Annotated in this window: 16 protein-coding genes; 4 read left to right on the top strand and 12 right to left on the bottom strand. The window is 66.8% G+C overall.

Features of this window, described 5'->3' with window-relative positions; genetic code table 11:
* Positions 1-99: 99 nt before the first annotated feature.
* Positions 100-927, top strand: coding sequence for an EAL domain-containing protein (locus tag BBJ41_RS26060; RefSeq protein ID WP_069749119.1), 828 nt, complete (start codon positions 100-102; stop codon positions 925-927).
* Positions 928-1,020: 93 nt separating this feature from the next.
* Positions 1,021-1,437, top strand: coding sequence for a hypothetical protein (locus tag BBJ41_RS26055; RefSeq protein ID WP_069749118.1), 417 nt, complete (start codon positions 1,021-1,023; stop codon positions 1,435-1,437).
* A 36-nt stretch (positions 1,438-1,473) separates the two neighbouring features.
* Here the strand turns inward: BBJ41_RS26055 and BBJ41_RS26050 are convergent, their stop codons facing one another.
* The 6 genes from BBJ41_RS26050 to BBJ41_RS40660 form a co-directional block, all read right to left on the bottom strand.
* Positions 1,474-3,447: an FkbM family methyltransferase gene (locus BBJ41_RS26050; protein ID WP_069749117.1), complete on the bottom strand. Its 1,974-nt coding sequence runs from the start codon at positions 3,445-3,447 to the stop codon at positions 1,474-1,476.
* Between the two features lie 24 nt (positions 3,448-3,471).
* Positions 3,472-4,608: a DUF2827 family protein gene (locus BBJ41_RS26045; protein ID WP_069749116.1), complete on the bottom strand. Its 1,137-nt coding sequence runs from the start codon at positions 4,606-4,608 to the stop codon at positions 3,472-3,474.
* Between the two features lie 58 nt (positions 4,609-4,666).
* On the bottom strand, positions 4,667-5,821 hold the full coding sequence (locus BBJ41_RS26040; protein WP_069749115.1) for a DUF2827 domain-containing protein: 1,155 nt from the start codon (positions 5,819-5,821) through the stop codon (positions 4,667-4,669).
* Positions 5,822-5,835: 14 nt separating this feature from the next.
* On the bottom strand, positions 5,836-6,981 hold the full coding sequence (locus BBJ41_RS26035; protein WP_069749114.1) for a DUF2827 domain-containing protein: 1,146 nt from the start codon (positions 6,979-6,981) through the stop codon (positions 5,836-5,838).
* A gap of 406 nt (positions 6,982-7,387) precedes the next feature.
* On the bottom strand, positions 7,388-8,050 hold the full coding sequence (locus BBJ41_RS26030; protein ID WP_069749113.1) for an OmpA family protein: 663 nt from the start codon (positions 8,048-8,050) through the stop codon (positions 7,388-7,390).
* Between the two features lie 124 nt (positions 8,051-8,174).
* Positions 8,175-16,097, bottom strand: a complete 7,923-nt coding sequence (locus tag BBJ41_RS40660; protein WP_069750378.1) for an ESPR-type extended signal peptide-containing protein — start codon at positions 16,095-16,097, stop codon at positions 8,175-8,177.
* 198 nt (positions 16,098-16,295) lie between these two features.
* Between BBJ41_RS40660 and BBJ41_RS41460 the strand changes: the two genes are divergently transcribed.
* Positions 16,296-16,535 carry a hypothetical protein gene (locus BBJ41_RS41460; RefSeq protein WP_223151212.1) on the top strand — a complete coding sequence of 80 codons (240 nt, stop codon included), beginning with the start codon at positions 16,296-16,298 and terminating at the stop codon, positions 16,533-16,535.
* Between the two features lie 497 nt (positions 16,536-17,032).
* Here BBJ41_RS41460 and BBJ41_RS26020 read toward each other — a convergent pair whose 3' ends face one another.
* The 4 genes from BBJ41_RS26020 to BBJ41_RS26005 all read right to left on the bottom strand — a co-directional run bounded on the left by BBJ41_RS26020 (position 17,033) and on the right by BBJ41_RS26005 (position 19,779).
* On the bottom strand, positions 17,033-17,935 hold the full coding sequence (locus tag BBJ41_RS26020) for an aminomethyltransferase (protein ID WP_069749112.1): 903 nt from the start codon (positions 17,933-17,935) through the stop codon (positions 17,033-17,035).
* Positions 17,936-18,030: 95 nt separating this feature from the next.
* The gene (locus BBJ41_RS26015; protein ID WP_069749111.1) at positions 18,031-18,249 is read right to left on the bottom strand and encodes a transcriptional regulator; all 219 of its coding nucleotides are present in this window, start codon (positions 18,247-18,249) and stop codon (positions 18,031-18,033) included.
* Between the two features lie 263 nt (positions 18,250-18,512).
* On the bottom strand, positions 18,513-19,163 hold the full coding sequence (locus BBJ41_RS26010; RefSeq protein ID WP_069749110.1) for an NADPH-dependent FMN reductase: 651 nt from the start codon (positions 19,161-19,163) through the stop codon (positions 18,513-18,515).
* Between the two features lie 310 nt (positions 19,164-19,473).
* Positions 19,474-19,779, bottom strand: a complete 306-nt coding sequence (locus BBJ41_RS26005; RefSeq protein ID WP_069749109.1) for an NIPSNAP family protein — start codon at positions 19,777-19,779, stop codon at positions 19,474-19,476.
* A 280-nt stretch (positions 19,780-20,059) separates the two neighbouring features.
* Between BBJ41_RS26005 and BBJ41_RS26000 the strand changes: the two genes are divergently transcribed.
* Entirely contained in the window at positions 20,060-20,848 is a 789-nt protein-coding gene (locus tag BBJ41_RS26000) for a GNAT family N-acetyltransferase (protein ID WP_069749108.1), read from the top strand.
* Positions 20,849-21,149: 301 nt separating this feature from the next.
* Here BBJ41_RS26000 and BBJ41_RS25995 read toward each other — a convergent pair whose 3' ends face one another.
* Complete coding sequence (locus tag BBJ41_RS25995) at positions 21,150-22,505, bottom strand: DUF3999 domain-containing protein (RefSeq protein ID WP_069749107.1); 1,356 nt, start codon at positions 22,503-22,505, stop codon at positions 21,150-21,152.
* A complete protein-coding gene (locus BBJ41_RS25990; RefSeq protein WP_069749106.1) occupies positions 22,502-25,891 on the bottom strand; it encodes a DUF2339 domain-containing protein in 3,390 nt (1,129 codons plus the stop codon). The genes BBJ41_RS25995 and BBJ41_RS25990 overlap by 4 nt, the downstream gene beginning before the upstream one ends.
* Positions 25,892-25,997: the final 106 nt, after the last annotated feature.

Below are 25,997 nucleotides of genomic sequence, written 5' to 3'. Positions count from 1 at the left end.
TGGGCCGGGTAGGCAGCGGAGCGCGTCGTGGTCGGCTTGCTCCGTACGTATCTTGAGGTCGAGCCGTCATCGGCGGCTCGACATTTGCCGGAGCGCCGGATGAATGCGGTCGAAGCTCGCCTGGAGGCGAATCGGGAAGCGAATCGGGAAGCGAATCGGGAAGTGAATCGCGACGAAATCGATCGGGTGTTCGGCGCGCGCGACGAACATCCCGATCTCGCGTCGGTACGCAGTTTCGTGGAAAGCCGGCTCGGGTTTGCGCACGAGCCCGTGTGCCGGGCCGACCTGTCGGGCGGCGTGCTGTACGAGGAATGCCTGGCGCGGTTGCGGTGGGGCGAGCGCGATGCACTGCCGCCGCTCACGTTCCTGCCGCGCCTCGAGTCGCTCGGGCTGATGCGCTGGTTCGACCGGCTCGTGGTGAACCGGACGATCGACGGATTGCGCGCCGATCCGGGCGCCGTCTACGGCTGTAACGTCGCGGCGACGAGCGCGGTCGTCGACGACGCATGGCTGGCGATTTTCAGGCGGCTCGAGCGCGAGCCGTCGGTGGCGGCGCGGCTGGTGGTCGAGATCACGGAGACGGGGCCGCTGAACCCCGTCGCGGGGCGGTCGTTCGTGAACCGCTTCCGGCAGGCCGGATGCCGGATCGCGATCGACGATTTCGGCGTCGGCTTCAGCGCGTTGAACAATCTGGTGGTCGGCAACCCCGATATCGTGAAGCTCGACAGGTCGATCCTGTCGATGATCAAGCGCAACGCGATCGGGCGCTACCAGTTCCGCAGGCTGATCGCGTTCGCGCATGAAGGCGCGCGGCACGTCGTCGTCGAAGGCGTGGAGAACGAGATCGACCGGCAGATCATCGTGGATGCGGGCGTCGCATGGGCGCAGGGCATCCGCTTTTCATGGCGGTCGCCGGCCGCCGCGTGACGGCGCGGGAACAGCCGGGGCGGCGTGCATGAGGCGCGCCGGCGCCGGGCGGGGCCGGCGTGTGGCCGGGACGAATCGCAAAGGGGCGTAGGCATGGCGGAGACGAAAGCCGGAGGCGGAACGGGCACGCAGGCGGCAGGTGCGCGCGACCTGGTCGCGATCGCCGAGCTGGCCGACATGCTGTGGCAACTGGGCGCCGAGTCGACCGATGTGCCGATCGACGTCGCGCCGTATCTCGACGGTCTGAAGGCCGTCGCGCATCGCATTCACCGGATGAAACCGCTCGACGCCAACGGCCGCGAGCTTGCGGCGCGCCACTATTACGCGGGCGTCATTGCGGGCGCATGCGGTGACGATTCGGCGATCGCGCGGGGCGTATCCGACAGCCTCGTGCGGCAGTCAGCCGGCGTCAGCCGGCTGGCGGCCCGTTGTTTCGCCGCGCTTGCACGCACGGGGCAGCGGCATGGCCGCGCGTTCGCCGCGCAAACCGGCGACCGGGTGCTGGTGTAGCCCGCCGGCGCGCGGCCCGGCCGCGCGGCCAATCGATCAATCCTTCCCGAAACCGCCGAGCACGAGCGCCATCGCGCGATCGATCGCGTCGTCCCATTGGCCGACGTGTGCGGCGCGCACGATCCGGATGCCCGGGTAGAGCGCGGTGCGCGAGCCGGTTTCCCAGCGCGCGTCGGCCTTCGGGCTGAGCAGCAGCACGGCCGGCACGCCGAGCGCGCCGGCGAGGTGGATGTGCGCGGTGCAGGTGGTCACCACCGCGTCCATCGCGAGCATCAGCGCCGCGAGATCGCTGAAATCGCCGATCGCATGATGCGGGAACGTCACCGGCAGGTCCGATTGTTCGGATTGCGCGGACAGGTCGCGGTTGATGCAGTACGCCGCGTGCCCGTGCAGCCGCGCGAGTGGCGCGAAATCACGCAGGCTGGCCGCGCGATGGAAGCGCACGTCGCTTTCGTCGCGTCCGCGCCAGTTGAGCCCGATGCGGCGCGTGCCCGGCGCATGGCCGTCGCGCGTCACGCGCTCGCGCCATGCGGCCGCTTGCGCGGGCGGGCACGACAGGTACGCGGCCGGCGCGCCTTCCGGCGCCGGCGCGTAGCCGAACTGCGCCGCGAGCATCAGGAACGAACACCAGTAGTCGTGCGCGATCTGCGACGTGTCGACCCACGCGCCGTGCGCGCCGATGAATTCGATGTGCGGGAACGTATGGCGCAGCAGGCCCGTCAGCGAGTCGGGAACGACGATGGTCACGCTCGCGCAACCGAGCGAGCCGAGCGCGTGCAGGTAGCGTGCGTACTGGAGCTGATCGCCGACGCCGCCGTAGCTGAGCACCAGCAGCCGTTTGCCTTGCAGCGGCTGGCCCTGGTAGAGCCGTTCCGTCGGCAGCCCGAACTGCGCGGCCGTCAGCACGTTTTCGCTGGAAATGGTGGCGCGCGCGGCCTCGTTGCGCCGGCCGGCGCGCAGCAGTAGCGCCGATCGCGCCAGCTCGATGCGCCCGCGCGATGCATCGGGCAACGCGGCCGGATCGCCGAAGCGCTCCAGCGCCGCGAGCCCGGCTTCGGGCGCGCCGGCGAAGCCGTAGCACGACGCGAGTTGCAGCGCGATCGCGTCGTCGTCGAGCCCGCGGCCGAGCACGCGTTGCCAGCGGTCGATCGCGTGCCCCCACTCGCCGCGCGATTCGTGATCGAGCGCGCGGTTCCAGTTCGTTTCGGGCGCGTCGGCGTCGGTGGCGGCTGTGGCCGTGCTATCCGTGCCGACCTCGGCCGTCGATGCGACGGCGATCGGGTCGCCCGAGATGAGCAGGCGTTGCCGGTCCCAGCGCGCATTCGGCACGCACAGCATGTTCAACGAGTCGGCCCGGTAGAACGTGTAGTCGAGACCGGCGAACGTCTCGATGATCGGCGCCTCGCCGACCTTCCAGTATTCGATCCAGCACCACGGAAGATGCGTTTCGATCAGCCGGCGCGCGCCGCGCAGCGCGTCGATCTCCATCCCTTCGATGTCGAGCTTCAGGAAGTCGAGGCGCGGCAGGCCGAGCGAATCGAGCCTGACGACCGGCGTGGGCGTGCCGCCCGCCGATTGGGTGTCGACGAGCGACACCGTGCCGAAATCGGCGTCCTGCCCGTAGTCGATGTCGGGCACTTTCATTGTGCCGTTGGCGCTCGCGAGCCCCATGTTCAGCAGATGAAGATTGTCAAGCTGGTTGAGCGCGATCGTGCCGCCGAGCGCGTGGAACAGCGTGCGCTGCGGCTCGAACGCATAGACGCGGCCGCCGCGTTCGCGCAGCCGATGCGCGATCGGCACGCACACGAGCCCGGCATTCGCGCCGCCATCCACCGCGATCGCGCCGTCGGGCAACTGGTCGATCACCGGCATCATCACGTCGAGCTCGCTCTGGATGTGCGGCCGGCCGGTCTTGATCAGCGCCTCCGCCTGGAGATCGCAATGACGGTTGATGACGAACGGGCCGTGGATCGAATCGATCACGACGAAGTTGCGGACGGTCTGATTCATGGGCGAGAGGGCAGGCGAAAGAGGTCAGCCGAGCGCGCGGCCGGCGAACAGGTGCTGGATCTGCGCGGAATAGGCGCGGACGTTGTGTTCGGCGAGCGTGTCGACCTGCTGCAGGCAGCGGCGGGCGGCTGCCGCGTAGTCGTCGAGCCGCGCGTCGTGCGTCTGCGCGGCGGTTGCGATCGCGCGCGCTGCGTCGAAGATCTCGAAGTCCGGGTAGTAATAGCCGACGTCGCGCAGGAACGGCGAGTTGTGCACGAGCGGGTAGTTGCCGTACAGCGCGTCGTACAGCAGGTAGTTGAGGCCGTTTTCCCAGTGGTGCGACACGACGATGTCGGTGTGATGCGCGGCCCACGCGACGAACGGCGCGCGCACGTCGGCCGTCGCCTTGCCGTCGCGCACCATCTCGAGCCCGAGCGCGAGATGCTTGAAGGCGACGTTTTCCTTCTTGTCGAAGGTGTTGGTCATGTACACGTGCTCGACGAGCTCCGGATGCTCGACGTAGCACGCGTTCGCCGCGAGCATCGGCACGATCGCGCTCTTCACGACGTTCAGGTTCGGTTCGAAGAACGCGATGCGCTTTGCCGAGCCGTGATTGCGATAGCCGAAGCGCGCCTTCAGTTCGGGGTCGGCGTCGAGGCTGCGCTCGATGAAATACGGCGACCAGATGTGCGGCAGCTCGATCACCGGCGCGCGATAGACGGCCTGGAAATAGGCCGCGCACGTGTGCATGTGCTGCGGGTTGGTCCAGATCTCGTCGAACTGCACGCGGTGCGGGTTCGGTCGCCAGTCGTTCTTCTCGAAGTTGATCGTCTCGACCGCGATCACGTAGTCGTTGCCGAAGCGGTACGACACGCACTTGCCGCCGCGCCGGCGCACGACCTCCGTGTGCGACGGGTCGATGAACGCGTTCATCTCGATCAGCAGGTCGGTCTGGTGGACGACGGACGACAGCGGCCGCAGCGCGTCGCCGAATGCATCCATCATCAGCGCTTGCGGATACTCGGTGATGCCGTCGTCGTGCGCGAGCCAGACTTCGCCGATCAGCGGCGACTGCTTCAGCAGCATGTACAGGTACACGCAGTGCTGGTTCGCGCCGTTGTACCAGATCGACTGCGTCGCGTCGCGCTGCACGTTCATCGTTATCGCGACATTGAGTTTCATAGCGGCTCCGTGGCGGCGGCCCGGGTCGACCGCGAGTGTCGATCCGGCGCGGCGTGCATTACGCGTCGCGATAAAGGGCTGCGATCGCGTCCGAATAGGCGGCGACGTTCGCGGGGTTGTAGATGCTGACCGAATCGAGCACGTGCTTCGATTGCTCGCGGTACGCGTCGAGATTCGCGTCGTGTTCGGCGAACGCCTGCAGCAGCGCGCGGCCGCCGGCCTGGCAGTCGAAATCCGGGTAGAAATACCCGGCCTTGCCGAGGAACGGCGAGTTGTGGATCAGCGGATAGTCGCCGTACAGCAGCTCGTAATACAGGTAGTTCTGCGCGTTTTCCCACGTGTGCGACACCACCGCGTCGCCGTACGCGGCCATGAATTCGTATACCGCATAGCGGCTTTCGAACGTCGTGATGCCGTGCTCGACGATATCGAGGCTCTTCGCGAAGTGGACGAAGGTTGCGTGCTCCTTGATGTGGATCGTGTTGCACACGCGCACGAACTCGAGGAATTCGGGCTTCGCGCGATACGCTTCCTCGGTCACGAGCATCGGGATGATGCTCGTCTTCACCATGCAGATGTTCGGCTCGAACATCGTCACGCGCCAGCGCGGCTTGCCGGGCTGATAGCCATACGACAGGCCGGCGCCGAGCGTCGCGCGTGCTTTGTCGAACAGCATCGGATGCCAGATGTGCGGGACGATCGTGACCGGCGCGCGCAGGCCGGTCTGGTAATAGTGCAGGCACGAGCGCTCGAATTCGGGAATCGTCCACACCGCGTCGTACGGCGCGCCCGAGAACAGGAAGCCTGACGGCTTGTTGAACATCGCGCGCTCGATGTCGATCACGTAGTCGTTGCCGACCCGCATCGTGACGACCTTGCCGCCGCGATCGCGGAACGCGCGCAGGTAGTCCGCGCCGAACTGCGCGCTCATTTCGATCAGTACGTCACAGCGCTGCAGCGCTTCATCCATCGACAGCAGCGGCACGTCCCATTCGCCGAGCATCATCTGCGGATCGGCGACCTGTTCGCCGCCGTTCACCATCACGGCCTCCGCGACGAGCGGCGACTGGCGCAGCAGCAGGATCAGCAGCAGGCAGTTCTGGAAAATGCCGTTTTCCCAAAGCGACTGGCCGGCGCCGCGCACGAACAGCGACACGCCGACGACGAGACGCTTGCCCTCGCCGGGCGCTTGACGGGCATTGGAGTCCGACATGCGTATTCTCCGGTTCAGGCGACCAGACGCGAGACGAGCGCGTCGAGGTTCGCGGGGTTGTCGATCGAGACCGACTGCAGCAGCCGGCCGGCCTTCGCGCGGTAATCGTCGAGGCGGTCGTCGTGATGCAGCCATGCATCGAGCAGCGCGCGGCCGCCCGCGGCCGAGTCGAAGTCCGGGTAGTAATAACCGGCGTCGCCGAGCAGCGTCGAGTTGTGGATCAGCGGATACCCGCCGTGCAGCACGTCGTAATACAGGTAGTTCTGCGCGTTTTCCCAGTGATGCGACACGACGGCGTCCGCGTGGCGCGCCATGAAACCGGGCAGTTCGATGCGCGGTTCGAACGTGGCCTTGTGCTGGCGCACGAGATCGAGGCTGTTCGCGAAGTGCACGAAAGTCGGATGCTCCTTCATGTGCACCGCGTTGACGACGAACATGTGTTGCACCGCATCCGGCCGCGCGCGGTAGAACTCGTCGCACGCGAGCATCGGGTAGTGGCAGGACTTGACGACGGAGATGTTCGGTTCGAGCGTCGCGAGCCGCCACGGGCGGCGGCCGGGCCGGTAGCCGAAGGTCTCGCCTTCGGCCGCGAGCGCGGCAACGCGGCGATCGAGGAAGTACGGCGACCACAGATGCGGAATCGTGTAGACGGGTGCACGCGTCAGCGTGCGCAGCAACGGCACGTCGATCGTTGCCGACTTCTCGAGCACCCATACTTCGTCGAATGACGTCCCGTTGAAGATGTGCCCCGACGGCTTGTCGAAGATGGGTGTTTCCGCGAGGCTGCTATAGGTATGGCCGACGTAGCACGCGACGCGCTTCTTGCCGAGCGCCTTCATGTGCCGGAGCCATTCGACCGGCAACTGCGCGCCCATTTCGATCACGACGTCGAGTTCGTGCGTGACGTCGGCGGGTTTCACGAGCGGGATGTCGAGGCCGTCGAGCTCGAGGCCGGTCGGCAGTGCGCTGGCGTCGCCGCCGTTCAGGAAGTAGACGGGGCCGACGCGATCCGAGCGCTTGAGCATCATCGCGAGGAACGCGATGTTCTGGTGAATGCCGTTCTCCCAGATCGCCTGGCCGTCGCGCGCAAACAGCGAGATGCCGACGGCCGGCCGTTGCTTGCGGGTGCCGCCCGAGGCGGCTTCATTGATGTCCGTCACCGGTTGGTTTCCTCTGCGGCGTCGTGCGTCCGGGCGTGGCGTCGAGCGCCTGACCGGGAAGCGGTGCGCCGTGGGTTGTCATGGTTGCATTCGCGCCGATGCTCCGCGGCAGGCGAATCGTGCGACGTGGATCGCGGGAGCGGCAGCCGGATTCCGGCGTGGCGTCGGGCGCGCCTGGCACGGCGCGCGGTTCGGGCAGGCTGCCCCGGCGTCTGTCTGCGGCGATTGTGGCATGGAAATCGCCGCTTTGTGGAGGGGCATGACGAACTTTGACATAGCCGTCGGCCAATGGAAACGGGGCGCCGGCAAAGCGGCGCCCCGTTCGTCCGGCGGATTTCCGGGGCGGCGCTGGCGCCCGCCGGATCGGGCCGCCGCGCGTGGCGCGCGGCCGCCGCCTGATGACTGTTTACTGTTGCAGCCGGATTTCGACGCGGCGGTTGCTGGCGCGGCCTTCGGGCGTCGCGTTGGAGGCGACCGGATCGGCTTTGCCGCGGCCCGTGACCGTCATCGAGTCGGTCTTCAGGCCGTGCGCCTTCAGGTAGGCCGCGACGGATTCGGCGCGGCGCTTCGACAGTGCGAGGTTGTAGTCGTCGCTGCCCACCGAATCCGTAAAGCCGGTGACCGTAACCTGCGAGTACGTGCGGTCTTTGCGCTCGTTCAGCAGCCGGTCGAGCGATTCGCGTGCGGTCGGCGCGAGCGTCGCGTGGTCGGTGGCGAACAGCGCATCGCCCGACAGGTTCACGCGTTCGACGGTGGCGGGCGTCGGCTCGGCGGCCGATGCCGGCTCGGCCGGCGCGGCGCCGCACTGGAATACCAGCGACGACGGGCTGGAGCCGTCGCGCAGCGCGCGGGCCGAGTCGAGGGCGCGCACGGGCTGATCGCCGCAGATCTTGCGGGCGGCCTTCATGCAGGTCTGCGGGCCCGACAGCAGGCCGGCGCAGTCCACCTCGAACGTGCGCACGCCATCGCGCGGCTGCAGTTCGGAGGCGCTGAAGGTCGGGCCGGATGCGGTCGAGCACGCGGCGAGGGCCGTTGCTGAAAGCGCGAGCGCGAGAGCGAGTTTGTTCACGGTTACGTCCTCAAAGCTTGGTTTGACAGAAGCCGGCCGCGGGTTGCGCGACGGGCTCGTCCTGCCGTCGGGGCCGCCGCGGGCCGTCCGGCTGGCGAGCCGGGCGGCCTGGCGGCGCGACGCATTACTTCCACTGGTACAGCATGCCGGCGCCGATCACCTTCTGACCGCCGCTGAAACCGCCGTTGATCGACGCTTTCAGGTTCTCCGTGATGCGGGCCTGCATGTTGACCGCCATTGCCTTCTGGCCGAGGAACGTCGACGTGCCCACGCCCATCCCGAAGTTGGCATCGCGATCGAGCGCCGGGATCGAGGCCATCGCGCCGACTGCCGCGATACCCTGCTTCGCCATCTGGTCGGTCTGCTGCAGTTGCGAACCCAGCGAGTTGATCTGCGCCTGCTGGCCCGACAGCGCCGTCGACAGCGTGGTCTGCACCTGAGTCAGCTGGTTCACGTTCACCGCGTCGGTGCCTTGCGTACCCGGCGCGACGTTGATGATCTGGCGCTGCTGCTGGTCGTTGCCGACCGACACCACGTTCTGACGGTTGCTGTCGTTCGAATTCGCGCCGATCGCCACCGAGTTCGAGCCGGCGGTCACGGTCGGGACGTCGGTGCCCTTGCCGTTCATGTCGGCGGCGATCCCGTTGTTGTTCACCGAACGCGTCTGGTTGTTGTTGATCGTCGTCGACAACTGGTTCAGCGTGTTGTTGATGTTCGACACGCCGGTCGACAGCGACGCCACGTTGCTGTTCGTCGTGCTCAGGCCGGTCGACAGCGAGCCGATGCCGGTCGAGGTCGACGTCGACAGCGAGTTGACGTTGCTGTTCGTCGTGCTCAGGCCGGTCGACAGCGAGTTGATCGCGGTCGAGGTCGACGTGGACAGCGACGACACCGAGCTGTTCGTCGCGCTCAGGCCCGTCGACAGCGAGTTGATGCCGGTCGACAGCGACGCGACGTTCGACGCGGTGGACGTCGACAGGTTGTTGACTGCCTGATTCGTCGCGTTGAGCTGGCTGCCGTTGATCGCGTCCGTGCTGCTGGCCGAGATCCGGCCCGCGGCGACGTTCGTGATCTGGCGTTCCGCGCCCGGTGCGCCGACGCTCACCACGCCGACCGGCGATGCGCCCTGGAAGAAGTACTGGACGCCACCGATCGTTGCGCTCGCCGTCGGGTTCGCGCTGCCGGTGACCGAGTTCGCACCCAGCGCGATCGAGTTGGCGACGTTGGCCAGCGCGTTCGAACCGAACGCGAGCGAATCGGCCGCACTTGCCGTTGCGCTCGAGCCGTAGGCCTGTGCGCCGACGGCGTTGGCCGTCGCCTTGTTGCCGAGCGCGATCGTGTTGTCCGCGAGCGCCTGGTTCGAGCTGCCGAGGGCGAGCGCGCTGGCGCCGTTTGCAGTGTTCGCGTTGCCGAGGGCCACTGCGCCGTTGCCGGTCGCCGTGTCGTTCGCGCCCATCGCCACCGCGCCGGTGCCCGTCGCGATGCTCGGGTCGCCGATCGCCACCGCGCCGTCGCCGGTTGCCGTGTTGCCGGAACCGATCGATACCGCCTTGCCGCCCGTTGCCGATGCATTCTGGCCGATCGCGACCGCGCCTGCCGACTGCGCGTTCGAACCGTCGCCGACCGCGACGCTGCTTGCGCCTGCTGCGCTGGCGTTGACGCCGGCCGCGAGGGCGTTGGTGCCGGTCGCGCCGTCGTTGGCGTAGTTGCTTTGCTGCGTGCCGTTGTCGTTGACGCTGTAGTAGTGCGTCTTCGCGGCGTTGATCGCGGTCGAGGTCGAGGTGGACAGCGACGCCACCGAGCTGTTCGTCGTGCTCAGGCCGGTGGACAGCGAGCCGATGCCGGTCGACGTCGACGTGGACAGCGACAGGACCGTGCTGTCGGTCGACGAGAGGCCGGTGGACAGCGAGCTGATGCCGGTCGAGGTCGACGTGGACAGCGAGGTGACCGAGCTGGTTACCGTGGACAGGCCGGTCGAGGTGGAGGTCGACAGGGAGCTGATCGAGCTGTTGGCCGAGGACAGGCCGGTCGACGTCGAAGTCGACAGCGAGCTGACCGAGCTGGTTACCGTGGACAGGCCGGTCGACGTGGAGGTCGACAGGGAGCTGATCGAGCTGTTGGCGGACGACAGGCCGGTCGAGGTCGAGGTCGACAACGACGTGATCGAGCTGTTAGCCGAGGACAGGCCGGTCGACGTGGAGGTCGACAGCGAGGTGATCGAGCTATTCGCCGACGACAGGCCAGTCGAGGTCGACGTCGACAACGACGAGATCGAGCTGTTGGCCGACGACAAGCCGGTCGAGGTCGAGGTGGACAACGACGAGATCGAGCTGTTGGCCGACGACAAGCCCGTCGAAGTCGACGTGGACAGCGACGAGATCGAGCTGTTGGCCGAGGACAGGCCCGTCGAAGTCGACGTGGACAACGACGAGATCGAGCTATTCGCCGACGACAGGCCAGTCGAGGTCGACGTGGACAACGACGAGATCGAGCTGTTAGCCGACGACAAGCCGGTCGAAGTCGACGTGGACAACGACGAGATCGAGCTGTTAGCCGACGACAAGCCGGTCGAGGTCGAGGTGGACAGCGACGAGATCGAGCTGTTGGCCGAGGACAGGCCGGTCGAGGTCGAGGTGGACAGCGACGAGATCGAGCTGTTGGCCGACGACAAACCGGTCGAAGTCGACGTGGACAACGACGAGATCGAGCTGTTAGCCGACGACAAGCCGGTCGAAGTCGACGTGGACAGCGACGAGATCGAGCTGTTTGCCGACGACAGGCCCGTCGAAGTCGATGTGGACAGCGAGGTGATCGAGCTGTTTGCCGACGACAGGCCGGTCGAGGTCGAAGTCGACAGCGACGTGATCGAGCTGTTTGCCGACGACAGGCCGGTCGACGTGGAAGTCGACAGCGAGGTGATCGAGCTATTCGCCGACGAGAGGCCGGTCGAGGTCGAAGTCGACAGCGACGAGATCGAGCTGTTAGCCGACGACAGACCGGTCGACGTGGAAGTCGACAGCGAGGTGATCGAGCTATTGGCCGACGACAGGCCGGTCGAAGTCGACGTGGACAACGACGTGATCGAGCTATTAGCCGACGACAAGCCGGTCGACGTGGAGGTCGACAGCGAAGTGATCGAGCTGTTAGCCGACGACAGGCCGGTCGAGGTCGACGTGGACAGCGAAGTGATCGAGCTATTGGCCGACGACAGGCCGGTCGACGTGGAGGTCGACAGCGAAGTGATCGAACTATTAGCCGACGACAGGCCGGTCGACGTGGAGGTCGACAGCGAAGTGATCGAGCTGTTAGCCGACGACAGGCCGGTTGAGGTCGACGTGGACAGCGACGAGATCGAGCTGTTGGCCGACGACAAGCCGGTCGACGTGGAGGTCGACAGCGAAGTGATCGAGCTGTTGGCCGACGACAGACCCGTGGAGGTCGAAGTCGACAGCGAGGTGATCGAGCTGTTAGCCGACGACAGACCGGTCGAGGTCGAGGTCGACAACGACGTGATCGAGCTATTCGCCGACGACAGGCCAGTCGACGTCGAAGTCGACAACGACGTGATCGAACTGTTAGCCGAGGACAGGCCGGTCGACGTGGAAGTCGACAGCGAAGTGATCGAGCTGTTAGCCGACGACAGACCCGTCGACGTGGAAGTCGACAGCGACGAGATCGAGCTGTTGGCCGACGACAGGCCCGTCGAAGTCGACGTGGACAGCGAAGTGATCGAGCTATTGGCCGACGACAGACCGGTGGAGGTCGAAGTCGACAGCGACGTGATCGAGCTATTGGCCGACGACAGACCGGTCGAGGTCGAGGTCGACAGCGAGGTGATCGAGCTGTTGGCCGACGACAGACCCGTCGAGGTTGAGGTCGACAGCGAAGTGATCGAGCTGTTGGCCGACGACAGACCCGTGGAGGTCGAAGTCGACAGCGAGGTGATCGAGCTGTTAGCCGACGACAGGCCGGTCGACGTGGAGGTCGACAGCGAGGAGATCGAGCTATTGGCCGACGACAGACCGGTCGAGGTCGACGTCGACAGCGAAGTGATCGAACTGTTAGCCGACGACAGGCCCGTCGAAGTCGACGTGGACAACGACGTGATCGAGCTGTTGGCCGAGGACAGACCCGTGGAGGTCGAAGTCGACAGCGAGGTGATCGAGCTGTTGGCCGACGACAGACCGGTCGAGGTCGACGTGGACAGCGAAGTGATCGAGCTATTAGCCGACGACAGACCCGTGGAGGTCGAAGTCGACAGCGAGGTGATCGAGCTGTTAGCCGAGGACAGACCCGTGGAGGTCGAAGTCGACAGCGAGGTGATCGAGCTGTTAGCCGAGGACAGACCCGTGGAGGTCGAAGTCGACAGCGAAGTGATCGAGCTATTGGCCGACGACAGACCCGTGGAGGTCGAAGTCGACAGCGAGGTGATCGAGCTGTTAGCCGACGACAGGCCGGTCGAAGTCGACGTGGACAGCGAAGTGATCGAGCTATTGGCCGACGACAGGCCGGTCGAGGTCGAGGTCGACAGCGAAGTGATCGAGCTGTTAGCCGACGACAGGCCGGTCGAGGTCGAGGTCGACAGCGAGGAGATCGAGCTATTAGCCGACGACAGACCGGTCGAGGTCGAAGTCGACAGCGAAGTAATCGAGCTATTGGCCGACGAAAGCCCCGTCGAAGTCGACGTGGACAGCGACGAAATGGCGCTGGTCGCGGTGCCAACCTGTTGCGCAACCGAGTAAAGCTGGCTGCCGTTGATCGCGTCGGTACTGGTCGAGGTCACCTGGCCGGCGGCGACGTTGGTGACTTGTCGCTCCTTTTTGTCGTCACCGACGCTGACGGTACCGACTGGCGTGGCGCCTGCGAACCCGCCGAACGTGACGCCGTTGACGGTCGCGCTGCTCGTGCCAACGGCCGGCGCGGTCTTCGAGTTGGCGCCGAGTGCGACGGAGTTGTTCGTGCTGGCGACTGCGCTGCTGCCGATGGCGACGGCGTCGGTGCCGGTCGCGGTGCTGTCGGGGCCGGTCGAGTTCGCGTGGAAGTACTTGATGCCCTTGTCGTTGATGTTGTCGATCGCCGAGCCGACGCTGTTGGCGGTCGACGTCGTGCCGTCCGCGTTGTAGGTCGTGTACGCCGGTGCGGACACCGTCCCGGTCGTCGGGTTGTACGTGGAGCCGCCGCCGAGTGCCGATGCCGTGCTGGTGCCGAGGTTGTCTGTCTTGGCCGCGACCGTGCTCAGGCCGGTCGACAGGGAGCCGATCGAGCTGGTCGCCGACGAAAGGCCGGTCGACGTCGAGGTCGACAGCGACAGGACCGTGCTGTTGGTCGAGCTCAGGCCGGTCGACAGGGAGCCGATCGAGCTGGTCGCCGATGACAGGCCAGTCGAGGTCGAGGTCGACAGCGAGGTGATCGAGCTGTTGGCCGAGGACAGACCCGTCGACGTCGAAGTCGACAGCGAAGTGATCGAGCTGTTGGCCGACGACAGGCCCGTCGACGTCGACGTGGACAGCGATCTGATCGAGCTGTTGGCGGAGGACAGACCCGTCGACGTGGAAGTGGACAGCGACGTGATCGAGCTGTTGGCCGACGACAAGCCGGTCGAGGTCGAAGTCGACAGCGACAGGACCGTGCTGTTGGTCGAGCTCAGGCCGGTCGAAAGGGAGCCGATCGAGCTGTTAGCCGACGAGAGGCCGGTCGACGTGGAAGTGGACAGCGACGTGATCGAGCTATTGGCCGACGACAGACCCGTCGACGTCGAGGTGGACAGCGACGTGATCGAGCTGTTGGCCGATGACAGACCCGTCGAGGTCGAGGTGGACAGCGAAGTGATCGAGCTATTGGCCGACGACAGACCCGTCGACGTCGAGGTGGACAGCGACGTGATCGAGCTGTTGGCCGATGACAGACCCGTCGAGGTCGAGGTGGACAGCGAAGTGATCGAGCTATTGGCCGACGACAGACCCGTCGACGTCGAGGTGGACAGCGACGTGATCGAGCTGTTGGCCGATGACAGACCCGTCGAGGTCGAGGTGGACAGCGAAGTGATCGAGCTATTGGCCGACGACAGACCCGTCGACGTCGAAGTCGACAGCGAGGTGATCGAGCTGTTAGCCGACGAAAGGCCAGTCGACGTCGAGGTCGACAGCGACAGGACCGTGCTGTTGGTCGAGCTCAGGCCGGTCGACAGGGAGCCGATCGAGCTGGTCGCCGACGAGAGACCCGTCGACGTGGAAGTCGACAACGACGTGATCGAGCTGTTAGCCGACGACAGACCCGTCGAAGTCGACGTGGACAGCGACTTGATCGAGCTGTTGGCCGACGACAGACCCGTCGACGTGGAAGTCGACAGCGACGTGATGGAGCTATTCGCCGACGAAAGGCCGGTCGACGTCGAAGTCGACAGCGAGGTGATCGAGCTATTTGCCGACGAGATGCCGGTCGAAGCCGACGTCGACAGGCTGGTGATGTTCGACGTGGTCGTGCTTGCGACTGCGTACAGCTGGCTGCCGTTGATGGCGTCCGTGCTCGTCGCGGTGACCAGGCCCGCGCCGACGTTCTGGATGCGGCGCTCGGCGTTTTGGGCGCCCACGCTGACTACACCGCCTGCCGAAGCAGCGCCTGCGTACGGACCGAAGTTCTGACCGCCGATCGTGGAGCTGTTGACCGCGCCGGAGCCGCCGGTCGTGGTGCCTGCCGCTGCGGTCGCCGACGAGTTGTAACCGAGGGCGACCGAGTTCGCAATGCTCGCGTTCGACGCGGTGCCGATTGCGATGGCACCCGTGGCCGAGGCACTGGCGTTTTGCGAGAAGGCGATCGAATTTGCACCCGACGCGGTCGCATTCGAGCCGAAGGCGGTTGCATAGGTGCCCGATGCCACGGCTGCCGCACCGACGGCGACTGCGCCCGCGTTGCCGCTGGCCGTCGAGCCGTTGCCGAGTGCCAGCGCGTCCGTGCCGGTGGCCTGCGAATTGGCGGCGAAGCTACCGACGTTGCCGAGCGCGATCGCACCGGTGCCGGTCGCGGTCGCGGCGTTGCCGATGGCTACCGCACCGTTCGTGCCCGTTGCCGACGCCGAGCTGCCGAGCGCAACGGAGCTGTTGGTCGCCGTGCTGTTGTTGCCGAGTGCGACGGAGCCCGTGCCGTTTGCCGAGTTGCCGTTGCCGATTGCCACCGCGCCGTTGCCGCTCACCGACTGTGCGCGACCGATCGCGACTGCGCCGCCGGCGGCCGTGCCGCTGTTGGCGGTCGTTCCGGACGAACCGATCGCGACGTTCTGGCCGGTCGAGCCGGAAATGGACCCGTCGCCCTGGGCGATGCCGTATGCGCCGCTTGCCGTCGCACCGCGGCCGATCGCGATGCCGGACGTGGCGCTGGCCGTGACCAGCGCTTGGCCGCCGATTGCGATGCCGTCGGCGGCGCCCGATTGCGCACCCTTCGTCGCATTGCTGCCGATTGCGACCGCGCCGGCGCCCGAGGCGATCGTCGAGTTGGCGTACGACAGCGGCGTCGTGCCGTTGCCGCCTGCGCCGCCGATTGCGACCGAGTTCAGTGCGTTGGCGGTCGCGCCGAAGCCGAGCGCCGTGGCAGCCGTGCCGCTGGCAGTCGATTCGAGACCGGCGGCCGTACCGTACAACCCGGCCGAGCTGAGGAAGCCGTTCGACGTGCCGCCCGTTCCCGTGACCTGAGCGAACGCACCGTAGGCCGTTGCAGCCAGATTGTTGTTGCCGGACGAGTTACAGCCGGTGACGGTCGAGTACGTGCCGGATCCGTCCACCGGGTAGGCATTCGTGTTGCCGGTCGTCGTGCGACCGACCGTTCCGGAGCCGCCGCTGGAGGTACAGCTGCTCGGCGTGAATACGCCGCCGGAAACCGTTCCGGGAGCATAGGTCCCCGCGCTGGCCATCCCTGGCATGACGATTGCCAGCGCAGCGACTGCGGCGGCCACGACGGCCGACTTGTTCGGCTTGCCCCGTGCCGAATCGTGTTCGGATGCTGCGACCCAGGCGCCAAGAGCTTCGTTCCAGATCGAGCGGTATGTGCGGTTCATGTCCTGCTACCTCCAAATGTGCACGCCACACACCGGTCTCTTTTGTTAGAGGAATACTCCGTGCGCTCGCGCGAATCTCAAAAATGATGGGCGGAGTTTATTGGAGGTCGATTTTGAAGATTGATAAATAGTGATAAATGGAGAGTTTTGAAAGTTAAAGAATGGTCAACACATCGTGTTTTGATGTATCTGTCGAGAATGAATTTGAAAGATGTAAGAATGTGTCGTGTAGGGTTTGAATTTCCATGGTTACATCATCAAAAACTCATTAAAATCAAAGAGTTATTCGTGTTTTGTGCGGCAGGTTACACAACGGGCATGAGCAAAAGTAAGATAAATGTAATAGCAAACGTTTGCGCGCTTGACCATTCTTTCATTGGTGTAATGTTTGATGGTATAGGGATTGATAATATATTGACTGTTTTGTTTGTTTGTTAAATATGAATTTATGTTTGGATTTTGTTTTATTTTAATTGGTTATCTTTAAATCAATTAAGTCCGGAATTTTGAAGATGAGACTGTGCTGATTTGCGCATCTCGCCAGCGGCGGCTGTCCGTGTGACGGGCGTTTCGGGCCGACGGGTTCGTCGAATTTGTAAAAAAGTGCTACAAGGCATGACCCGTATCGTCTGCATTCAATTTTAGAATTTGTCCTATTGACGATATTGGTGATGTTGGTGTCGAAGCGGAATTCGGGGGCATGTCGAATTGCCCCGGGAGGCGGCTCCCGGGGGCGGTCGCACGACGGGTGCCGACAGGTTGTTAAAGACGCCGGTCGGCGTCGGGGGCGGCGTGTCCGAACGAGCGGATCACGGGTGCGACAATTTGTCCGCTACGTGGCACACGTGCCGAAGCGTTGGAGGAAAAAAGGGCGGGAGGAGTGTGTCGGGCGCGCGACATCCGGCCGGCGAAGGTGGGCCGGCGCGCGCCCGGTCTTACTTCTTGAGCAACCGCAACGCGAACCGCGCCATGCGCGGAACGAACATCGGGCGCAGCAGGCGCTTGTCGTAACCGGCCATCCGCCGGTCGTTCTCGGCAAGGCACAGTTCGATCAGCTCGCGCGGGTTCAGCGTGTCGCCGATCTCGGCGGTGCCGGTCGCGGGGAAGTTCGCGTCATGCGCGACGCCATCGGCGTCGATGCCGCGCGCGATGCCGATGCGATCCCGGATCAGATGCACCCACACGGCCGCGACGCGCGCGAAGAACCACGGCCGGCGCCACCACGGCATCGTGCGCCAGTACCACGCGTACCAGTTCGCGAAGAACAGGATGTGGCGGCCTTCTTCCTGGATCACGGGCTCGAAGGTATCGACGAGTTCGGGCGGGAAATAGCCGGAGCGTTGCGCGGAACGGAACAGGCCGAACGCGAAGAAGCTGTCGATGCATTCGCTGAAGCCGGTCATCATCCACGACCACTCGGGGTCCTTGGGCGCCGGGTACGGCGGCTCGGGGGCGAGCCGGATACCGTACGCTTCGACGAGTTTCGACAGCACGACCTTGTGGCGCGCTTCTTCGCCGCCGTCCATTTCGAGTGCGCGGCGCAGCAGCGGATCGCCGATCGTCGCCGCGTAGGTCGCGACGCGGATCGACGCGCGGCCTTCGGTTTGCACCGCGATGTCCCAGATCGGCAGCGACGTGAGCCGCCTGAGTTCATCGGGCTTGAGTGCCGGCCAGTCGATCACGGCCGGCTTGTACGGATTGTGTGTGTCGAGCAGCATGCGACAGAACATCTGCTTGTGCGCATCGGAACCGATCCTGACCGGGCCTTGCCTCTCGAAGGTCCAGTTGCGCATTGCGTGATCTGCGGCTGCATGCTCTTCGTGCAGCGTGTCAGTCATGGCTGTTGTTATGCGATTACGGGCCGAAAGATTTTTGCATAGCTTCCGTAAACGCGTATTTTCGAGCGGCCATGTGCACGTCGGCCAGACGTGCGTCACGCGTTCGTGTCGACCCAGAGGCGGCCCCAGCGCGACGCGTAGGCGAGCGCGTGCTCTTCCTCGAAGAAGAAATCGATGGCGTCGAACGAAACGGAGCGCGGCGACGGGCCGCCGCTCGCCTTCTCGATCGTCAGGTTGGCGGCGAACAGCCCGTTCGGCAACCGGGCGGCGGCGGGGGCGACTTCATAGCCCTTGTAGCGGATCGTGCGGTTCATGGCGTGCGCGGAGAGAGTTCGGACTTTCAGCGTACGAAAACCCGCCGGCCGAGTGAACCAATCTTTCGGCCAATGCTAATCACGCGGTGGGCTGAATCGTTATCGGAGCGGTACGGGGGAAGGGTAGGCTGGGTAAGGCGTTGGCGCGGTCCGCGTGCGGTGCGGCCGTCGGCGCGTATTGCCCGTCGCGGCGCGCACGGAGGCGCGCCGCTCGCGCGCGGCGAATCATGTCGACCGGGGCGCGAGCGGCGGAAAGCGGGGGATTACTGGTTGGCGATCTTCAGCACGGGCGCGAGCGCGTCGACCGACGCCGCATGCGTGGCCGCGCGATGCGATGCGAACGCGAGTGCGAATTCGGCGGCTTGCGTGCCGACCGTCTCGAGTTGCGCGACGACCTTCGGGTCCGAGCAGCTGTCGGCGCTTTCGAAACGCGTTTCGAGCGTGTTCACGGTGGCGCCGAACGGCGTCGGCCAGCCGCGCAGCGCGTGGACGATCGAGCGCAGCGACGTCAGCACGGTGCCGGCCGCCTGCCAGCCGTAGGCGGTGACGATCAGGCCAACTGCGCGACCGTCCAGATAGGGGCGATCGTCGGCGCGCAGCTCTTCGAGCGTATCGAGTGCGTTTTTCACGAGGCCGGAGACGCCGCCGTGATAGCCGGGCGTCGCGATGATGATCGCGTCGGCCTGGCGCACGGCGTCGATCAGTTCGCGCTGCGCGTCGGTCAGCGTTTTGTGTTCAGGGGCGTAGTGCGGCAGCGTATGCAGGAACGGGCCGTCGAACAGGCGCGTGCGCGCGCCGGCGGCCTGCGCGCCGCGCAGCGCGAACGACAGCGCGCGCTCGGTCGACGACGCTGCTCGGGTGGTCCCGCCGATGCCGACGACGAACGGGCGGCGGTGTTGATCGAATGCAGTCAAGGGGCGCTCCTCGGGGATGGCTTGCCCGGCTAAGCACAGGCTTAAAACGCCATGGTAACGAGCGCGCTGCCACTCTGAAAACGACTTTTCGTTCTATCGATATGCCGTGCAGCGGGGGCAATCGTGTGCGCAGCCCCGCAGATCGATAGCAGAAATGCTTGGTTGGGGCGGTGTGCGACGGTCGATAAGATGGGCCCGTCTCCTCCATGATGTCTCTACTGACATGGGTTGGCCCCGCCGCGCGGATGCAGGCGGGGCTTTTTTTCGTCCAGGTCAGGAAACGGGGCGCGACACCCGGAGCCGTTGCCCGTTACTCGAACACCGGCCGGAAGAAACTGCGTTCGTAGCTGACGATGCAGCGCGTTTCCTCGGCATAGCGGAACGCGGCCTGGCAGGCCGGATCGTCCTTCGAGCGTTCGCGGTAGCGCTCGTACTCGGCGAGGCTCGGAAACGAGAACATCGCGAGTGCGATGTCGTTCGCGCCTTCGGACGGCAGGAAGTAACCGTGATGCGTGCCGCCGAACTGCTCGACGAGCGGAATCCACATCTTGCCGTAGGTTTCGAACTGGTCGAGTTTGTACGGATCGATGACGTAGCGAAGGAAGCAGGTGACCATGGCGGCTCGCGGTGCGGTGACGGAGCAGCGAGTCTGGATGGCGTCGCCGCATGTGTCAACGGCGGGCGTGCCCGGCTTCGACGCGGCCGGTCTGGATTGATTGCGCGAACAACGACCGGCGTCGACTCATGCGTGCGCAACGACGCCGGCGGAACGCTGCCGCGCCCCGCTGCCACAAGGTTTTCCGCGCGCATGCCCCCGAAACTTTTACGACATTTTTTCTTGCGACGGCCACCGGCGCGCTCCTAGACTTCGGGCATCCCAACCACGGAGTGCCACCATGTCGATACCCCGGAACGCGATTGCCCAACGTACGCCTGCCGCGCCGCCGCCCGTGCGCGCCGACGGGGTCGTCGTGCGGCGCTTCGATCCGGCATTCGACAGTTACGCGGCACTCACGGCGATGCTGCATCGCGCGTTCGAGCGGCTTGGCGCGATGGGGCTCAATTGCACATGCGTCGATCAGGACGAGGACGTCACGCGCCGCCGGGCGCAAGCGGGCGACTGCTATGTCGCGGTGTCCGGCGGCCGCGTGATCGGCACGCTGACGCTTTACGCGACCGATGCGTCGTCGGCGTGTTCGCTGTACCGGCAGGATGGTGTGGCGAGCGTGCGGCAAGTTGCCGTCGATCCGGACTGGCAAGGCTGCGGAATCGGTGCGACGCTGCTGGCGTTCGCCGAACAGTGGGCCGCGTCGCGCGGCTATGCGCGGCTCGCACTCGACACGCCGCAGCCCGCGTCGCACCTGCTTGCGTTCTATGGCGCGCAAGGCTTCGAGATCGTCGATACCGCGCGCTTTGCCGGCAAGCGTTACGACAGCGCGATCCTGTGCAAGCGGCCCGTTGCGCATCTTGCGCGGCGCGTGCCGCCGGCGTCGCGGCTGGCCGTGCGCGTGGCGGCAGTGCGCCGCATCGTGCGCGCATGGGCGCCGCGCGTCGTCGCGCTGGCCCGGCGCGATGCAGGCGCGCGTCGCGGTGTGCGATCCGCGGCGCGTCGCGCGGCCAGGGCGGCCAGTTGCCGGTCGTCGCCGTGGCGGCCGCGTCAGCACGGCCGCTTCGCGGTACGGTAGGCATCGGCGTTTCCGATCCGTTCGGGACACGTGCGCGCGAAGGGCTGCCGAGCGCAGCGCGTGTCGCGCCGAGTCATCGCGACCCGGCATGTTGTCGGCGTTGCACGCCTGCGTTTACGCGCTTTTTACGCTTTGCCGCGAGCCTTTGCCGCCACCTTCGCGCGAGCCTTCCTATCATGGTTTTCATGACGGCGGCACCTGCCGGTGAGGCAGCGGCCATACGCTGCCGCACCTTGCGATTGTCGAAACAAACCCGCATGCGCGCCGGGCGGCGCATCAAGACCGCCGCAACCGCGTGGCGTCAGTCGTCGCCGCGGGACTCGCTGCCGCCGCGCGCGAGGCGCCATGCGATCGTGCCGAGCACGCCGACCGCGACGACCAGCGCGCCCCACAGCACGTAGCGGCGCGGCGCGTCCGTATCGACGGCGGCCGGCGCGGCCGTCGCCGATACCGGCAGCGCCGCGCCGACGCGTGCGGGCCGGACTTCAGGCGCCATGCCGACCAGCAGCGCGTCGCGGCTCACGGCCGACGACTCGAGCGCCGTGTCGCCGACGCCGAGCGTGAACGGCGGCGTGCCGCGCGCGACGAAGGTCAGCGCGGCCGGATGCCAGCCGATCGCGACGCCTGGCTGGCCGCCGCCGAAGCCGCCGTTGCGCATGTCGACGACGATCCGCCATGTGCGATCCGTATTGGCCGAGAACTCGAGCGGCGGATTGCGCTGCTCGCCGGCTTTGCCCTGCAGTCGGAACAGCACGGCAACCGCGACGTCGCGCCACGGCGCCTGCGCGTCGGCGCGGCTTTGCAGCGTCGCACGCGCGACGGTGTTCGGCTGCGGCAGGTCGATGCGCACGCGGTCGACCGGATACGCGCCGTCGGTGTCGAACAGATATTCGCCGGGTGCGCCGCCGGCCCGCACGTGCGTGGCGTCACGCCATTGGCGCGGCACGGACGCGGTATCCGTGCCGCGCGTGTCGTGCGGATGCGTCTCGACGTCGATCGACGCGATCGCGGGCGCGCCGTCGAGCCAGTCCAGCCGCAGGTAGCGCGGTGCCGCGCCTTCGAGCGCGATGCGCTCCTGCACCAGCATGTCGTCGCCGTGCCCGACCTTCAGCAACTGCGTGCTGCCGAGCGGCCGCCAGCCGCGCAGGTCGTCGCTGGCTTCGACGGCGACACGCCCCTGGTAGCTGTCGTCGCTCACATGCACCAGCAGCGCGTCGATGTTGCCGTCCGCATGCGACAGGTCGACGAGATCCGCGCCATGCTGCGCGCGCGCCGGCGTGGCAACGGACGCGCGCAGCGAGCCGTCCGGGCCGACCGTCACGCCGAGCGGTGCGTTGCCGTCGTCGGCGCGCGCGGGCGGCAGCGGGAACCAGTGCACCGGCGTGCGCGTCGGCGGCACGGCGGGCGTGGCCGCGACGGGCGCATCGAGCGAATACGGAACGGGCTCGCCCGCGCCGTTGTAGATGCGCACGTCGCCGAGATCGTCGCGCCGGCTGGCCGCGTACACCGCCTGCGGCACGGTGAGCTGGTAATACGCGGCGCTGCCGTCGAGGTCGAGCGAGAAGCGCTGCGCGACACGCCCGGCGCCCGGCGTGCCGTCGGCCGCCGCGAACGACGCGAGCAGGCTCAGTCCGAGCAGGGCTGCGAGTCGCTTCATTGCGTGTCGTCCTGGTGGGCTGCGGCCTTCGGCGGCAGCGGCGAGAAATAGCCGATCAACAGCAGCAGCACGCCGATGCCGATGAACGACACGATGCGCTCGATGCCGGTCACGTGCGACAGGTCGAACAGGAACAGCTTGACGACCGTGAGCGCGAGCAGCGCGGCGCCGACGAACCACAGCGGACGCAGCCCGCGGCGCGTGGCCCAGATCGTGATCGCGAGCGCGCAGAGCGTCCAGTACACGGACACCGACGCCTGCACGAGCGTCGATTCGGCCATTGCGCCGAATTCGTACGGCACGCCGGCCCAGTGATGCAGCGTGCGCAGCAGGATCGCGTTCAGCCACAGGAATGCGGTCGCGCCGGCCGCGCTCAGCAGCTCGACGCGATGGTTGCCGAACGACCAGCCGAGCTTGCGCGCGCGTACGAACCACGACGCTGTGAGCACATAGACGACCGTGAGCACGAGATCGAGCGGATTGAAGAGCGGCACGCGCGCCCAGCTTCCGCCGTCCTGCGTGAAGTTCGCGTAGAAGGTCCACACCCACATCACGACGATCAGCGGCAGCGACGCGAGCGCACACACGCGGGCGATACCGTCGCGGCGCGTCAGCCACATGCCGGCGAACGCGAACAGGCTCCAGCCGACCATGAACACCTGCTGGACGCCGAACGACGACAGCACGGCATCGACGTCGTAGCCGGTGTGGAAGCGGTGATGTAGCGTGCGCAGCAGCAGCGCGTTGAACCACAGGAACACGGTCGCGATCGCCGCATAGTCGACGACGCGCGGATGCCATGCGATGCCGAGCGTCTTCAGGCGGCGCAGCCACACGGCGAACGCGACGAAGATCAGGCACTGCGCGATGTCGAGCGGATTGAGCAGCGGCAGCCAGAAGAGCGGCGATGCGTCGCCGTCGCTGGTCACGCTGGCGATGCTCCACAGCCACAGCAGCGCGGCGAGCGGCGCCGCGCCCCATACCTGGTAGGCGCGCGGAAACGCCGCGACCGGCCAGCGCAGGCGCGAGCCGGGGCCCGACACGAGCAGGAGCAGCGCGCCGAAGCCGTATGCCCACGCGCTCCAGCTCCACGCGCCTTCGGGCACGAATGCGCGCAGGCGCCAGAAACCTTCGAGCGACAGCAGCCCGCACAGCGTCCAGAACATCAGCGTATGCAGCGGCGCGATCAGGCTTGCAGCCATCGACGGCCCGCTGCCCGGCGCCGCGGCCGTCGCGCCATCGGCGCTCGCCGTACCGCGCGACTGGCGCCACAGCAGCGCCACGCATGCGGCGACGGCAACGGGCCACGCGAACGCGCCCATGCCGGACAGCGGCGCTTCGTGCGCATCGAACGTGCGCAGCGCGAGCAGCGCAAGCACCGGCGTCAGCGCGAGCGCGGGCCATTCGGCGAGCGGCCACGCCAGCCGGCGGCGTGCGACGTGCGCAAGCCACGCGGTGCCGGCCGCGAACAGCGCGGTCGTATCGACGACGAAGCGGTCGGCATGCAGGTCGACGTGACGGCTCGCGTAGACGAGGATCTCGTGCAGCCCGCCGCTCACCCACCACAGCAGCCCCCACGCCGCGGCCGCGGCGCCGATCTCGGGCATCCATGCGTGCCACGCGCGCGCTTCGTTGCGCCCGTGCAGCCACCAGCCGGTGAACAGGCCGGCGAGCGCGATCAGCAGCATCGCGATATACGGGCTGTTGAGCACCGGCAGCGCGGTGGCGTCGGCCGGCCCGAGCAGGCTCGTGAAGAACGCGCCGGCCGCGGCGACCTGCATCAGCAGCCCGAAGCCGAACCGCAGCAGGCGTTTCTCGCGCACGCCGAGCCAGACGATGGCCGCGCCTTCGATCGCCCATGCGGCGCTGGTCGTCGGGCCCGAGAATGCGAGCGGTACCGCGAGCGTCGCGAAGATCACCGCGAGCGCGAGCATCGATTCGAACAGCAGCGCGAGACGCTCGCGGCGCCGTGCGAGCCACGCGGTGACCACCACGTAGAACGCCGACAGCGCGACGGCGCTCCACGCGAGCCCGAACGGCATGTCCTTCACGAGCGCGGCCTGCAGTGCGGTCGCGACGATCGGCGTGCCGAACACGAGCGTGCCGTCCACGTAGTGCCGCAGCGCCAGCTCGCGCTTCACCGCATACAGCAGCGCGATGCCGACATACATCAGGAAGAACAGGATCAGGAACGGCTCGGTGCTCGCGAACAGCGCGGGGCGGTAGGCCGTGACGCCCCATGCCGAGCCGATCGTGAACGTGAACACGAAACCGAGCAGGTTCAGCGGCCGCCATGCCTTGAACCACGCGATCGCGAAGATGCCCGCGTTCAGCAGCGCGTAGTAGCTGAACAGTGCGACGTGGTTGCCGTGCCCGGTCGACAGCAGCACCGGCGCGAGAAAGCCGCCCGCGCTGCCCATGAACGCGAGCGGCAACGCGTTCTGCTTCACCGCGAGGAACGCGCCCAGCGCGCAGACCGCGACCATCAGCGGAAACGCGGCGCCGACGGGCAGCAGCGCATACAGCTTCGTCGCGGCGAAGATCGTCAGGTACAGGATGCCGATGCCGCCGCCCTGCAGCACGAGGCCGTACGCCGCGCGGCGCGCGCGCACGCGCCAGCCGATCGCGAGCAGCGCGGCCGCGGCGAGCGCCGTGCCCGCGAGGCGGAATTCGATCGGCAGCATGTTGTTGTCGGCCGCGTACTTGAGCAGGAACGCGACGCCGAAGAACAGCACGACGATCCCGACGCGCACGACCGTGTTGCCGCCGAGCAGCCAGTCGCGCGCGGCGCTGAATGCGCGCTCGGCGATGCCGGGTTCCCGCGGGACGGGTGGGGCAGTACGGGGCGGTGTTGCGGGTGCGTTCGCCGTCGCACGGGCGACGGGTGCGTCTTGCGTGCGCGCGGCGGTGGTCGGTGCGGCAGGAGCCGGCGCCGACGTGGAGGCTGGCATGCTTGCGTGCGCAACGGCCGGTTGCGCGGGCGGCTTCGGCTGCGTTGCGGAAGCCATGGGCGGCAGCGGCGCGGATGGGGTGCCGGCAAGGCCGGAAGAAGGGGATTGCGCGGCGGTACCGGTAGCGTTTGCACCAGCCTTCGCGCCGGCCAGTTGGCCGCGCAGCGAATCGAGTTCGCGCGTGAGTGTCTCGACGGTTGCTTCGAGGCGCGCGACGCGATCGGCGAGCGTCGCGGGCGGCGGTTGCGTCGTTGCGGGCATCGCGAACGCGTCGGGCGTGGCGCTCGTGTGCTTGCGTTTGCGCTGTTGCAGCGCGTGGCCGATGCAGAACCCGACGGCGGCGCCGAGCAGCGCGCCGTTCGCGGCCGAGAAATCCCCGATCAATGCGGCGATGCCGCCCACGATGAAACCGATTACGGCGAATGCCCAGTTCAACGCCTTGCTCCCTCTCTCGCATCGTTATCGTCCTTCGCTCGCGGCTTGCACCGGATCGAGGCGGTTTCAGCACGGCCGGCAGGCGAACCGGCATGCGCGTGCCGCG

The organism is Burkholderia stabilis, from assembly GCF_001742165.1.
GTDB lineage: Bacteria > Pseudomonadota > Gammaproteobacteria > Burkholderiales > Burkholderiaceae > Burkholderia > Burkholderia stabilis.
Note: the sequence above shows the minus strand (reverse complement) of the source record. Positions and strands in the feature narration are given on the sequence as shown.

Excerpts from the sequence above, each read along its gene's own strand:
- BBJ41_RS26050 (WP_069749117.1), bottom strand. The coding sequence starts at position 3,447 with ATGAATCAGACCGTCCGCAACTTCGTCGTGATCGATTCGATCCACGGC.
- BBJ41_RS25995 (WP_069749107.1), bottom strand. The coding sequence starts at position 22,505 with ATGAAGCGACTCGCAGCCCTGCTCGGACTGAGCCTGCTCGCGTCGTTC.
- BBJ41_RS26020 (WP_069749112.1), bottom strand. The coding sequence starts at position 17,935 with ATGACTGACACGCTGCACGAAGAGCATGCAGCCGCAGATCACGCAATG.
- BBJ41_RS26000 (WP_069749108.1), top strand. The coding sequence starts at position 20,060 with ATGTCGATACCCCGGAACGCGATTGCCCAACGTACGCCTGCCGCGCCG.
- BBJ41_RS26005 (WP_069749109.1), bottom strand. The coding sequence starts at position 19,779 with ATGGTCACCTGCTTCCTTCGCTACGTCATCGATCCGTACAAACTCGAC.
- BBJ41_RS40660 (WP_069750378.1), bottom strand. The coding sequence starts at position 16,097 with ATGAACCGCACATACCGCTCGATCTGGAACGAAGCTCTTGGCGCCTGG.
- BBJ41_RS26060 (WP_069749119.1), top strand. The coding sequence starts at position 100 with ATGAATGCGGTCGAAGCTCGCCTGGAGGCGAATCGGGAAGCGAATCGG.
- BBJ41_RS26055 (WP_069749118.1), top strand. The coding sequence starts at position 1,021 with ATGGCGGAGACGAAAGCCGGAGGCGGAACGGGCACGCAGGCGGCAGGT.
- BBJ41_RS26040 (WP_069749115.1), bottom strand. The coding sequence starts at position 5,821 with ATGTCGGACTCCAATGCCCGTCAAGCGCCCGGCGAGGGCAAGCGTCTC.
- BBJ41_RS41460 (WP_223151212.1), top strand. The coding sequence starts at position 16,296 with ATGAATTTGAAAGATGTAAGAATGTGTCGTGTAGGGTTTGAATTTCCA.
- BBJ41_RS26015 (WP_069749111.1), bottom strand. The coding sequence starts at position 18,249 with ATGAACCGCACGATCCGCTACAAGGGCTATGAAGTCGCCCCCGCCGCC.
- BBJ41_RS26045 (WP_069749116.1), bottom strand. The coding sequence starts at position 4,608 with ATGAAACTCAATGTCGCGATAACGATGAACGTGCAGCGCGACGCGACG.